The sequence below is a fragment of the Methanorbis furvi genome (genome assembly GCF_032714615.1).
Classification (GTDB): domain Archaea; phylum Halobacteriota; class Methanomicrobia; order Methanomicrobiales; family Methanocorpusculaceae; genus Methanocorpusculum; species Methanocorpusculum furvi.
On the sequence record NZ_JAWDKA010000009.1, the window covers coordinates 18,746 to 30,625 of the forward strand.

General features: G+C 47.1%; 15 protein-coding genes, 1 tRNA gene and 1 other RNA gene. 8 read left to right on the top strand and 9 right to left on the bottom strand.

Annotation, left to right across the window (positions count from 1 at the left end; genetic code table 11):
- Positions 1–165: 165 nt before the first annotated feature.
- Both McpAg1_RS07960 and McpAg1_RS07965 read right to left on the bottom strand, forming a co-directional pair.
- Positions 166–513 carry a hypothetical protein gene (locus McpAg1_RS07960; protein ID WP_338094782.1) on the bottom strand — a complete coding sequence of 116 codons (348 nt, stop codon included), beginning with the start codon at positions 511–513 and terminating at the stop codon, positions 166–168.
- Positions 514–545: 32 nt separating this feature from the next.
- Positions 546–1,004 carry a hypothetical protein gene (locus tag McpAg1_RS07965; protein WP_338094783.1) on the bottom strand — a complete coding sequence of 153 codons (459 nt, stop codon included), beginning with the start codon at positions 1,002–1,004 and terminating at the stop codon, positions 546–548.
- 502 nt (positions 1,005–1,506) lie between these two features.
- Between McpAg1_RS07965 and McpAg1_RS07970 the strand changes: the two genes are divergently transcribed.
- The 4 genes from McpAg1_RS07970 (at position 1,507) to McpAg1_RS07985 (ending at position 3,534) form a co-directional block, all read left to right on the top strand.
- Complete coding sequence (locus McpAg1_RS07970; protein WP_338094784.1) at positions 1,507–1,809, top strand: ribbon-helix-helix domain-containing protein; 303 nt, start codon at positions 1,507–1,509, stop codon at positions 1,807–1,809.
- A 253-nt stretch (positions 1,810–2,062) separates the two neighbouring features.
- A tRNA-Ile gene (locus tag McpAg1_RS07975) sits at positions 2,063–2,134 on the top strand.
- Positions 2,135–2,230: 96 nt separating this feature from the next.
- An RNA gene (gene ffs, locus McpAg1_RS07980) (signal recognition particle sRNA) lies at positions 2,231–2,542 on the top strand.
- Complete coding sequence (locus McpAg1_RS07985) at positions 2,533–3,534, top strand: malate dehydrogenase (RefSeq protein ID WP_338094785.1); 1,002 nt, start codon at positions 2,533–2,535, stop codon at positions 3,532–3,534. The genes ffs and McpAg1_RS07985 overlap by 10 nt, the downstream gene beginning before the upstream one ends.
- A gap of 300 nt (positions 3,535–3,834) precedes the next feature.
- Here the strand turns inward: McpAg1_RS07985 and McpAg1_RS07990 are convergent, their stop codons facing one another.
- The 3 genes from McpAg1_RS07990 to McpAg1_RS08000 form a co-directional block, all read right to left on the bottom strand.
- Positions 3,835–4,095: an elongation factor 1-beta gene (locus tag McpAg1_RS07990; RefSeq protein WP_338094786.1), complete on the bottom strand. Its 261-nt coding sequence runs from the start codon at positions 4,093–4,095 to the stop codon at positions 3,835–3,837.
- 9 nt (positions 4,096–4,104) lie between these two features.
- Positions 4,105–4,266, bottom strand: coding sequence for an HVO_2753 family zinc finger protein (locus tag McpAg1_RS07995; protein WP_338094787.1), 162 nt, complete (start codon positions 4,264–4,266; stop codon positions 4,105–4,107).
- 64 nt (positions 4,267–4,330) lie between these two features.
- Positions 4,331–4,942, bottom strand: a complete 612-nt coding sequence (locus McpAg1_RS08000; protein WP_338094788.1) for an amino acid kinase family protein — start codon at positions 4,940–4,942, stop codon at positions 4,331–4,333.
- A 15-nt stretch (positions 4,943–4,957) separates the two neighbouring features.
- On the opposite strand from McpAg1_RS08000, the gene McpAg1_RS08005 reads away from it, so the two are divergent.
- Positions 4,958–6,637, top strand: coding sequence for a phospholipase D-like domain-containing protein (locus tag McpAg1_RS08005; RefSeq protein WP_338094789.1), 1,680 nt, complete (start codon positions 4,958–4,960; stop codon positions 6,635–6,637).
- Positions 6,638–6,681: 44 nt separating this feature from the next.
- Here the strand turns inward: McpAg1_RS08005 and McpAg1_RS08010 are convergent, their stop codons facing one another.
- Positions 6,682–6,921, bottom strand: a complete 240-nt coding sequence (locus McpAg1_RS08010) for a winged helix-turn-helix transcriptional regulator (protein WP_338094790.1) — start codon at positions 6,919–6,921, stop codon at positions 6,682–6,684.
- A 215-nt stretch (positions 6,922–7,136) separates the two neighbouring features.
- Complete coding sequence (locus McpAg1_RS08015; RefSeq protein ID WP_338094791.1) at positions 7,137–7,376, bottom strand: winged helix-turn-helix transcriptional regulator; 240 nt, start codon at positions 7,374–7,376, stop codon at positions 7,137–7,139.
- Between the two features lie 36 nt (positions 7,377–7,412).
- On the opposite strand from McpAg1_RS08015, the gene McpAg1_RS08020 reads away from it, so the two are divergent.
- Complete coding sequence (locus McpAg1_RS08020; RefSeq protein WP_338094792.1) at positions 7,413–7,829, top strand: hypothetical protein; 417 nt, start codon at positions 7,413–7,415, stop codon at positions 7,827–7,829.
- Here the strand turns inward: McpAg1_RS08020 and McpAg1_RS08025 are convergent.
- A complete protein-coding gene (locus McpAg1_RS08025) occupies positions 7,826–8,008 on the bottom strand; it encodes a hypothetical protein (protein ID WP_338094793.1) in 183 nt (60 codons plus the stop codon). The two genes, McpAg1_RS08020 and McpAg1_RS08025, sit on opposite strands and share 4 nt — an antisense overlap.
- A 55-nt stretch (positions 8,009–8,063) precedes the next feature.
- Between McpAg1_RS08025 and McpAg1_RS08030 the strand changes: the two genes are divergently transcribed.
- On the top strand, positions 8,064–8,468 hold the full coding sequence (locus McpAg1_RS08030; protein ID WP_338094794.1) for a hypothetical protein: 405 nt from the start codon (positions 8,064–8,066) through the stop codon (positions 8,466–8,468).
- Here the strand turns inward: McpAg1_RS08030 and McpAg1_RS08035 are convergent.
- Positions 8,438–9,694 (bottom strand): tRNA (N(6)-L-threonylcarbamoyladenosine(37)-C(2))-methylthiotransferase, encoded by a 1,257-nt coding sequence (locus tag McpAg1_RS08035; protein WP_338094795.1) that lies wholly within the window; start codon positions 9,692–9,694, stop codon positions 8,438–8,440. The genes McpAg1_RS08030 and McpAg1_RS08035 overlap by 31 nt on opposite strands.
- Positions 9,695–9,774: 80 nt before the next feature.
- Between McpAg1_RS08035 and ppk1 the strand changes: the two genes are divergently transcribed.
- A complete protein-coding gene (gene ppk1, locus McpAg1_RS08040; RefSeq protein WP_338094796.1) occupies positions 9,775–11,874 on the top strand; it encodes a polyphosphate kinase 1 in 2,100 nt (699 codons plus the stop codon).
- The last annotated feature ends 6 nt before the right edge of the window (positions 11,875–11,880 follow it).

An 11,880-nucleotide genomic window follows, 5' to 3' on the forward strand; every position in this document is an offset into this window, starting at 1 on the left:
CGTTGATAATATTTCCACACACCTTTTTTACATATTCGGATCATCCTCGATTTCCTGAGCTATCCTCACCGACCTTGTACATAATGTGATCACTTTGCACATTAAGCCAAATTGTCCGTAAATTCACAAACCCATAAATAAGAAAAAAATGATTATCCACACAACTTATATTCCCATACGTTTCTCTTTGTCTGAACCCATATCATAGAGTTCCCTAATTTCCGATTCGTGTCCGGCTATGTAATAAGCATCAGTTATACATTTTTGCTTCAATGCGCGATACTGAGCATATCCTGTGGTTGACATCTCCTCGGTGGGATATACTCTACCATCGCAAAAACCATGTACATAACCAAAACCCATATGTGCAAGATATACAGCATCGAAACGATTCTCTCGCACAGCATGATTCATGATAAATGTCCAAATTCGCCCAGTAAGAATTTCATCCCCCATGAGGGAAAGGTATTCTTCAGTAGTCAATTCTTGTTTCTTCTTTAAAAAACCCATCATAATAAACTACCCAATTTATTAAATTTATAATATTATTTATTACATTTATCATTTTGTTTACTCTCCTCTATATCTGATTCTCTCAGATGTGATGTTAGAGCCTTTAAACGCTCCATATTGTCAATTATTCTCTGTTCTTCATTTGCATCTGATTCTTTATGGGGTGAACTTAGGCGAAGGGTAGCATAGTGTAATCTAATTTCCAATTCGTTTCCTGCTATGTAGTCAGCAGAGGATTTACACCGTTCGACCAACATCTGCCATTGAGCACTTCCCCTCGGTGATGACTTTTCACAGGGATATAACAAACCCCAGTAAAAACCACCCAGATAAGCAAGACCTACAGTCGTAAGATACTCAGAGTCAAAGCGATTGTCATCGAGAGCAATAGTCATAAGACATCCCCAAATACGTCCAAGACGATTTTCATACCCCATAAGGTAAGAAAATTCTTCATTCGTTAATTCTCCTTTTTTCTTAAATAATTCCATGGTAAAGCACCTCAATTTTTCAGAATTTTTTCAATCTCTTTTTGTTCTTTTAACCACTGTCTAACATCGGATTTTCCAACTTCATAGTAAGCATGGCAAATGGGGCAATCGATTCTATATTTCGTGGAAATGGGAAATACAAAAATCGGAATTATGAAGAAAACTAGAATAAAATACCAAGTGCGTTGACGTATAAATTTGTAATTCACATTATTATGACAATGTGTACAGTTACGATGGGATACATCTTCACTAAGAATTCTCTCATAATGTCGTGTGAACCATATGATCATTTCTTATTCCTCCAGTAACGAATCAGTCCATCACGGCAAACACACACGTAATAACATCGTAAATATTCAGTTTGCGCATGATCGCCTCTCTATCATTATCATTGTCGGATTATGTCTAACGATGGATATACAAAACATGGTTGTTTGTTAAACATTAAATAAACATCGTTTGACCTAAGATAATCTCCGTAACATGGCTATATGTATATATGGCAAAAGTGGAAATGATCGGTATCCGTGTTCCCACAGATTTATTGGATAAGATAAATGCTCTAAAAGATGCAGAGGGGGTAGATAGAACCGCGATTATCCTCCGAGCGTTGAGGTATTGGGTTTCCATCGAGGGTAAAGTGACGACTGACAATGAATATCTGAATAGAATAACATCCATTGATCAGAATGTAACTGAAGTTGCTTTGGGAGTAAAGAACATGCAGGAGTTGAAGGACTTGGTGATGGAGCAACAGAAAACTATCAACACACTGTTACGTTTGATCCCAAAAGAAGAGTAGACTATTGATCTTTCTTTTTTCGTTGTTTGTTGTAGGCAAATCTGCCATTGCCGAATAAAGGTGCAGATTGGTGATTAAAGGTGCAAAATAGGGATTAAAGATGCAGACCTGAATAAAGGTGCAACGCCCTTCCGACGAACAGGTTTAAGTATACGTATGCCAAATATGATATGTTCTTCTGCAAGGGAACAAATTTCTTTCGGGAAGCAGATTCTTCTGCACTCCCATTTTCTGTATTAACTACCATAGCATTGGGCCTGTAGCTTAGTGGTGGAGCGCCCGGCTCATAACCGGGTGGTCGTGGGTTCGAACCCCTCCGGGCCCATTTCAAGGAATGTATTTTCACGTTTTTTCCGGTGTTGTACTTTTGATTCAGTAGATCACATCCCACATCATTTTAACCGGTGAGCGACTCATTATATATGGGACTAGTCCGGGTGGCTTGGCGTCACCTGTAACCTGAAACAGCCAATATGCAGGGGACGAAGTTTGAGGACGGCTGTGGCAGTCCAACTGACGCGACATATTCTGACGTTGATACCTCGTCCTGTGAGGTCAGCGGCGATGACGGGCACATCCGGAGGGATGTGCTGGCATCTCGTCGTGGGCACCGGTTCAGGCCCGGAAGGGAGCAGACCTACTGTGAACGCATGGCGCCCACAGGGTTGCGGGGCGGAGAAGGGGTATGTCAGAGAGGCTGGATATGCGCTTTCAACCGATAACATGTCCCATCTCTTTACTTTTACGAGGTGTTTCTTTACGGCAAAAGTGACTATCATTGGTGCAACCGGTCAGGTTGGTTCATATGCAGCCCACGCTGTATCCCAGTTTCCGCATGTTCAGGAAATGTGCTTGTACGGCAGACCTGGAAATGAACAGTATCTCGACGGCCTTGCGCATGATATGATGGATTCGTTTGCCGCACGAGGGACCAACACAAGGGTTACGTTTGGAACAAATCCCAAAGAGCTGCGCGGCTCTGATATTGTTGTTTTAACGTCGGGTGTTCCAAGGAAACCGGATCAGACGAGACTGGATCTTGCACTGGAGAATGCGAAGATTGTGCGCCACTTTGCCGAACAGGTTGGCCGCATGGCTCCTGATGCTATACTTCTTGTGGTGACAAATCCGGTGGATATTATGACATCTGTTGCCCTGAAATATTCCGGTATGATGCCGCACCGTGTATTTGGTCTTGGTACGCATCTGGATTCAATGCGTCTGAAAGCCTGCCTTGCCGAGTTCTTTAATGTGCATGTGAGCGAGGTTCACACTCGTATTATTGGCGAGCATGGTGATACGATGGTTCCCATGTGGTCGGCAACGACTGTTGGCGGTATCCAGATCGATAACATGATTGGTATTGCTAAACTACCGCGTGATGAGATGATTGAGCGGGTGAAAAACAGCGGGTCCTACATCATCAAAGCAAAGGGTGCGACTGTTTTCGGTCCTGGTGATGCAATTGCTACGCTTGTCAGAACGATTGTTGAGGATGAGAACCGCATGCTGACCGTTTCAACCCAGATCAGGCGCGAAATTTTCGGGTATGACGGCGTCTGCATCAGTGTTCCGACGAGAATTACTCGCGGTGGCGTCTTTCCTATTGCCGTCCGCCTGTCTCCGACAGAGACTACTCTGTTCAGCGAGTCGGTGAAGGTGATTAAGGAACTGACCGAGCGAATCTATGCCACTCTTGATGCTGAGTCATCAGGGAATGCATAACAATTCATTATTCTGTTTTACGGGTATTTGCCCACAAATTCGTTTACCTGCAGCTAACGTTAGTCGTAGCTTCGTCAACGGAAAAGCGGAGTGCATGTATTCGGTTTGCTTACTGCTTTGCAGGAACACACGAAAAGGCATCCTGAAAATGAATTGTTTTTTAATTCTGTGATGTTCACGTCTGCTCCGTGATGTTTTTTTTTCGTGAAACTCCGTGTGTTCAGATGTTCCGTGGTCGGCAAAACTTACATGAAAGTACAAATAAGCAGCCAAATTTGCAATGAAAAGAAAAAAAAGTATTTAGAGCAGCCGGTTCAGAGATTCAATCTCTGCACGATCGATGCCTGCAATGCCTGCAAACATACCTTCGATCTTGTCGCCGGAGCCTTCCTCATCCTCAGTGATCACCATGAGCTTGATTGCGGAAAGACCGAATCCAATCGGTTCCACTCTCATATCCTGAATGCCGGTGATCTTTGCCTTAATGTCGGCCTGAAGCTTTTCCATGTCAACGTCCGGGGACTCCGGCATGACTTTGATGATTACTGCAACTTCGCCCATATTATTCACTTACGGTCCCTGGAATCCGCATTTCGGACAGGTGTATTTTACGCTCTGCTTGCGGCAGTATGCGCAGCGGTAAATTACTTCTCCACAGTCCGGGCACTTAAACTCGGTTGCGCCGCGCTCAGCGAGCGGGGCATTACATGACGTACATTTCGTAGCTGCCATTCGATCAAACTCTCTAAATTATTAGTTCCCTACAATTATAAACGTGTGGCCTTCACCACTCTGATCACGGCAGTCGTGTTCCCGGCACATCCTCTCCGGACAGATACCGTCCAAGACGTCCTGGCCTTCGTCCGTTGAGTATTACTGCCTTTGTATGGTATTTTTTCAGAATCTGTATGCAGCAGGGATCAATGACATCTGTGTCTGTATCGGGCGGGAATTTTGGCAGAAGCTCTCCATGTACAACGACTCCGTCCACTGACTTGAGAAGAATCAGCCGGCAGCCAAGCTGCCCTGCAATCCATGCAGAGATTGAGTCGGATGTTATGTCCCAGGAGTGCGGCAGGGGGTCGCATGCACGAAGAAATGTGTAGGGAAGAAAAATTTCCGCGCCGTCTTTTGGCATGGCACAAATATCTGTTGTTTTCAGACCAAAGTCTGACAAGTACCAGCCGTATTGATCCATCGCAGCAACTGCCATCCAGTGGCCTGCGTCTCCGTCAATACCGAGATCTCTGACATCATTGGCAAACACTCCTCCGCCCGGGATGATCAGTGCGGGCGTTTTTGCTTCTGCAAGTTCATGCAGAACGTCCCCTGCGACGTCCATGAGACTGCCGCCGATTTTTATCACAACTCCGCCGGTCATATCTGCAATACTATTAATCTGTCTCATGACACAAAAACCAGTATGGGATCATGGCCGGCGGCAGCAGTTCTTGTTCTTTTGTGTCTCGTCATCCCTTCCGTCTCCGCAGGGTTTCTCATCACCGAAATATGTCCTGACGGATATGCGAAAGGTGATGGTGATGAGTATTTTGTTCTGTCTGGGACCGGAGGCCTTGACGGATGGGTGGTAACTGATGGTGAAGGGTCGGTTCGGTTTCCTGCCGGAACGTCATCATCCGATCCGCTGATTGTGGCACGCGAGGCTGCCGCATACTACGAGACTCATGGCGCTTATCCTGACTATGAGGTCTTGTCCACGTTTGATTTTGTTCCTGACGCTGTTTCCACCGGCCGTTTTCAGATGGCAAACACCAAGGATGATGTTACTCTGCTCTTTTTGGATAAACCTGTTCAGTCTGTTGCGTGGCCAGGGGATTTCTCTTCCAAAAACGGAATGATTCATGTTTTTTCCAATGGCATCTGGGATGAACGCGTGATGCGTATCGGTCAAAGCAGTGTTCTTCCGAGGACTTTTGTTGCCGACTCGGTCACGCTGTTTGTGTCTCCTGACTCTTCGTTTGAGGTGGTGAACGGGGTCATAACAGACACGCAGTCTGAGATGTTCATCTCCATGTACGAGTTTACGCATCCTGAACTTGCCGAGTCTGTTGCTGACGCTGCTTTTCGCGGGGTGAATGTGACCCTGCTTGTCGAAGGAGGGCCTGTTGGAGGGATGAGTTCCGAGGAAAAAGGAGTGCTGAATTATCTGGTGAACTCCGGGGTGTCGGTCTACACGATTGAGAGCACTGATGCAAAACCTGCCAGATACCGGTATCTGCACACAAAATATTTTGTTTCAGATGATTTTGTTACGATTGTTCTCTCTGAAAACTTCAAACCGACCGGCATCCCTTTGCCCGGAACCCGCGGCAACCGGGGGTGGGGCGCTGCTGTCTACAGTGCGGATGTGGCGAAATATTTTGGCAGTGTGTTTTCTGCGGATCTTGGCGGATATGATATCTATCCGTATGTTCCAACCTCTGATCCGTTCCCTGCTTCATGGTCTGATGAGGAGATTGTGGTTCATTTTCCTGCGCGCACCATTGAAAACGTTCTGGTGACACCGGTCATTTCTCCTGATACCAGCCATCTTATTCCTGATCTTATCCATGATTCCCGGGAAAAAATTGTTCTTCAGCAGGCCTATATCTCTCCGTACCCAAATGGCGCGCGCAATATTTGGCTTGATTTGGTGCTTGATGCGGGGGGTCGCGGCATTGTGGTGCAGGTGATGCTTGACGGCATGTACTATAATACGGACGCAGAGTCCGACAATGATGAGATTGTTGCACAAATCAATCGTCTTTCCCAAAACGATGCGATTTCTGCGGAGGCACGTCTGATGTTTCCCGGGAAGTCCATCACCAAGCTTCACAATAAGGGGATGATAGTTGATATGAAATACGTATTGGTGAGTTCTGTTAACTGGAACTATAACTCACCAAATAATAACAGGGAATCTGGAATTATCATCGAAAATGAAGATGCAGCCAGATATTTTTCAGATGTTTTTGAGTTTGACTGGGGTGGTGTTTCCGGTGAATTCCAGATCAACGCTCCCGGGGGTGTTGATTTACGTTACGCCGTAGTTGTCCTTATCATTGTGTTACTGTTTGTTATTTGGCGACTGAAACGAAAGTGAAAAAAAAAGTTGATTTTGTATTCTGTGATCTTTTCACAGGCAACTTATGCTGATGCCGGCATGGTGCCGGTGGCAAGCTTTGGCTGATAAATTGCCTGTCTGGCATCACGGAAGTTGAACTTCTCGATGATAAGGCCTTGTTCCTTCAGGCGCTTTAAAGCATATCGAACGGTACGCGGAGCAAGTCCGGTGCCCGCAACGATATCCTTGTGGGTCTGGGATCCAGTCCTTTCCAGGAGATGGTAAATCGTGATACACGATTGGGGCAAATTTGTTCTTTGCATACAGAACAATTGTCTTCTAAGTATAAATAAATTTCCTATTTCGTTCGTATCAATACGAACAATGAAAAATTGTGCCAAAATTTCAGCGCTGATTGTTCTTTTATGATACTAAGGGCGGTGAATGATGAATCTGAGTGGAATGCGCAGGTTAATTTTTATATTTTGGAATTTTTGAAAAAAAGAAAATTTCTGGTGTTTTTCTCTCAATCCGCTGATTATACCGTTGCCTGCGTGGGAGCAGCCGGAATCTTGGTTGAGTAGAGAATCTGCCGTGCATCACGGAAGTTGAACTTCTCGACGAGCATGTCGTGATCCTTCAGCTTTTTCAGTGCGTAGCGGATTGTTCTCGGAGATAATCCCGTTAATTGGGCTATTTCCTTGTGTGTCAGAGAGTTGTACGGATCAAGCACTGTGAGTACTTTGATCGATGACTTGGGGAGTTCTGTTTTAGTCATAACGAACAATCGACTTCTGCAGATATATAGTTATCCATGGTGTCAAGTGCAGCAACATACAAGTATGTCAGCATCCATATATTGAAAATAGACATGCTGACTCAGCCGGAACGTCAGGCAATTTTTCTTCTTACCGTAGTGGCACTTCTTCTTTCGGCGTTTCATTTTGGAACAGTTCTTCTTGTACCGGACGGCGGGGCAGTAGCGTACTCAGCTGACATGCCGGACGGCATGCTGGTAACGCACACTGGTGTTGTTCTGGATATCACTTTTACGAAGACCGGCGGTCATATGATTCTCAATGTATCAGGAACTGATGTGTTTGTTCCCGGCGGCGGATCAAAGCTCACCCTGCTTGTCGGTGACAATATAACACTGCGCGGCATTACCGAAACGTATTCAGGAAAAAAAGAAATTATTGTGGATAATCCTTCAGATATTGCGATAATTTAGTTCCGGTTAGCTTTGCCCGGAATGCCTTCACCCTCAATCACTTTGATCTGGCCACCGAGGGTTTTTTTCTTCGACTCTTCTGTCTCGCCCACCTTCGCGGACTTGATTTTGGATTTACGGCCTTCGACACCGGCTCCGGTATCGCTGCCCTCGTGAATATCTGTAAATTTGATTCGCATAGTGATTCATTGACCCGCAACAATAAAGTCATTTGCCTCAATACTAATACAGCAGATGACACAGCTTCCCAATGTCGGAGAACGCATTGATGTCCTTGTGCTTCGTGATCTGCGGCAGACAGAACACATCAACGTCTATCTCTATATGGATGAAGAGATTGCCAAAACTTCAGACCTTGCCGCTGACCTGCAGAAGTACCGGCTGGTTGATCCTGATTTCCGGCCGGTAATGGAGATTGAAGAATGGTTCAAAGTCATGCAGAAACAGATGCGTCAGATCGCAGGACCCAATGCAAAAATAGAAGAGATGTTTGCTGAAGAACCGCTGCATGCAGAAATACTCGGCACCGGTTCCATTCAGACCGCTGTCGGCCCGAGGACGTACCTCAAAGCCCTGCTTCCCTATCTTGACGAGATGGAGGACATGCACTATTCAGATGCGAGCCTTCCAAGCAAATAATGCCGGCGATGTCCGGTGATCTCCACCCGTATTTTTGTTCCAATCGGAATTTCCTGCATCACCACAATATTCTGATACGTCCTGTCGCGGGCCGTAACACTTCCCGCCCGCACAACTTCAGTTACTACCGCCTCGACCGTTCTACCAATCCAGGCCTCGTTGTTTGCATCATACACCTGATTTGCCGCGTTCGTCAGTGCCCGTGACCGCTCCTTTTTTATCGGCTCAGGCAGTTTTTTCATCTTTGCCGCCGGCGTTCCGGGTCTCACCGAGAACCGCGTAATGTTCACCTTGCCGGGTTTTGTGCTGAGAATCTGATCCACCGACGCCTTGCCGTCCGCATCAGTCTCTCCGGAAAATCCTGCAATGTAATCAGTTGAGATGCGTATGTCGGGGAACCGCTCCCGTGCCCTTCTGCAGATCTCCTCATACGCAGCTGACGTGTAGCGGCGCCCCATCGTTTTCAAAATCGCGTCAGACCCTGACTGCACCGGTACATGCAGAAACAAAAAGATCTTTGGGTCAGTTAATGCATCCAGAAAATCATCCAGAATTAGCAGAAGCGTATCAGGATTTGCCATACCTACTCTGATATGAAAATCTCCCGGGATGTTGCAGAGCGACCGCAGCAGATCAGGCAGCCGTCGTCCTGAGGTCATATCCATTCCCCAGGAGCTCACATCCTGAGCGGTCAGCTGAATCTCTGCAACCCCTGCTTCCACAAACCGCTCAGCCTGAGCCACAATATCTTCTTCAGAAAAACTTACCAGTTTCCCTCGTGCAAGTCTCGTGATACAGTAGGTGCAGTGGCCGTTACAGCCTCTGGCAATCTGAAGAACTGCATGATCGCCCGAGCTCACGGTTCCAACTTCACGGTAACAGGAATGAATCAGATCTGGATCAATAATTCCTGCATCAGGACATGCTGCAAGCACCCGTTCAATGGAAATTCCCGGCAGACATCCGGTAACAATCAGAATTTTTCCGGCAAACAGACTCATGCGTTCATACATATGCTTCTCTGTTTTATCCACCACAATGCAGGTGTTGATCAAAACTGCGTCCGCGTCCTCCGCAGTATCCACAACCGTGCAGCCCTGAGCCTTGGCTATCTCAATGATCTTTTCCGTATCGCCGGCATTGTAAGTACAGCCGTAGGTCTCGGCATACAGCCGGACATTTCTCAGCCGGTCAAGCGCTGCAGCTGTCAGAGCCGTTGAATCCATTCTGCATACTAATCTGTAGCGAACTAAATAACTAAGTATCTCAGAATACCATAGTTTCTTTATTCAGGCCGGAAACCACCATGGGCAAGAAACACAAGAAAAAACAGAAGGAAGAAAAAAATTCCAAGTCCCTCGTTGAAAAAACGGCTCTCTGCGATGACTGCGGCAGATACTTTAACCGCGAGCTGTCCTGGCTGAAGTTCAACGAGCGCATCCTTGAAGAAGCCCGCAGTATCCGTAACCCTCTGCTCGAACGGGTGGGATTCCTCGGTATCGTTGCAGGCAACCTTGACGAGTTCTTCATGGTGCGTGTTCCTGCATACCAGCGCGGCGCAACCCGGCAGAGTGATGAGTACGAAGAGGTGGTCGGCAGCCGCACCCAGCTTGAGATGATCTATGACCGAACCATCTTCATGATGAGAATCGCCTCCTGGGTCTGGGCAAAGGAGCTGAAGCCTGAGCTGGAAAAAGAGGGAATTGTCTTTCAAAAATATGCCAAGTGCAGCGAGTCAGAAAAGCATCAGCTCAGAAAAGAACTCTCTGCAATCCTTGCCGAAACGCCGGTTAATATTATTCGTGGCGACCGGTTTCAGGACATTGAGCAGAACGATTACCTCAAAGGCATGGGACTTCTCGCAAAGTCTGACAAAGGTCTTGCAGTAATTCCGGTTCAGGATATTTTAGACAAACACGGGCGGTTTGCAACCGTTGGAAAACGAAAAGTCTCCTATCTCTTCCGCGAGGATGTTCTGCGCAAAAACTCTGATCTCTTCCTGCCCGGAGAGTCGACGAGTGCTGTTGTTCCCATCCGCATTACCCGCGACTCTGATCTGAACCTGAAAGGCGATGACGCAGATGATCTGATCTCAGCAATCAAATCTGCTCCCGAAACTCTTGCGAAAAAACTGCCGTCGCGTCTTGAAACCGAACAGTGGCTGCCTTTCGGATACACCACCCATCTCGTGGACGCTCTGTCACTCATTCCTGAACTGGTGTATGATGTTCCGTCTCCCATCGGTCTTGCAGACCTGAAAGCGTTCCCGGTCACGCGACCTGAACTGAAGTTTCCGGTATACGAACCCTCGCTGCCGGCCGGTCTGGCTGACACAAAGAAGATCTTTTCCCAGCTTGCGGACCGCGACATCATGCTGTTCACTCCGTACGACAGCTTTGAAGGGCTGACAAACTTCCTGAATGCTGCGGCAAATGATTCCACGGTTCAGAAAATTCAGATGACTCTTTACCGGCTCGGCTCTGAGTCTCCGGTTGTTGATGCTCTGATAGCTGCTGCGAGGAACGGCAAGGATGTGACCGCTGTTATTGAACTCAAAGCAAGTTTTGATGAAGAGGAAAATTTCCAGTGGGCAACCACGCTTACAGACAACGGAGTCTCGGTGATTCACGGACTCCCTGATCTGAAGGTTCATGCCAAGTGCTGCCTGGTTACCCGTCTTGAAGATGACAAACCGGTTCGGTATGCTACTGTTTCGACCGGCAACTACAATGCAAAGACCGCAAAGATCTACTCTGACATCTCGCTCTTCACTGCTGATTCGAGAATCTGCCGGGATCTGTCTACGCTTTTCTCCTACCTTGCAGGTGATGAGAAGAAGCCTGAGTACAAGCAGCTGATCGTCAGCCCCGACTTTATGGAGGATGAACTGCTCTCCCTCATCAGGCAGGAGACCGCTCATCACAAATCCGGCAGTCGCGGATACATTGTGCTGAAGACCAACTCGCTGACACACCGTCCTATCATCAATGCTTTGTATGAGGCGTCGGATGCCGGCGTGAAAATTGATCTGATTGTTCGCGGTATCTGTATGCTCAGGCCCGGCGTTCCGGGTCTTTCGGAAAATATCAGGGTGACTTCGGTTGTCGGCAGGTTCCTTGAACACAGCAGAATATTTTACTTCAGAAATGACGGCGATGAACTGGTGTTCATCGGAAGCCCTGACATGATGTCAAGAAACTTAAAGCGCCGCGTTGAGATCATCTGTCCGGTTCACGACCGGCGAATCAAGAATGCCCTGATCAACAAAGTTCTGCCGACCTTCATCCGTGATACAGTGCAGGGGTATGTGCTTGAGCCGAACGGCGTGTACCTGCCTCCCAAACATTCTGTTTCACATATCGGGTCGCAGCAGCAGTTCATTGAAATGAGAAACATCTGGTGGTAGTCTGAA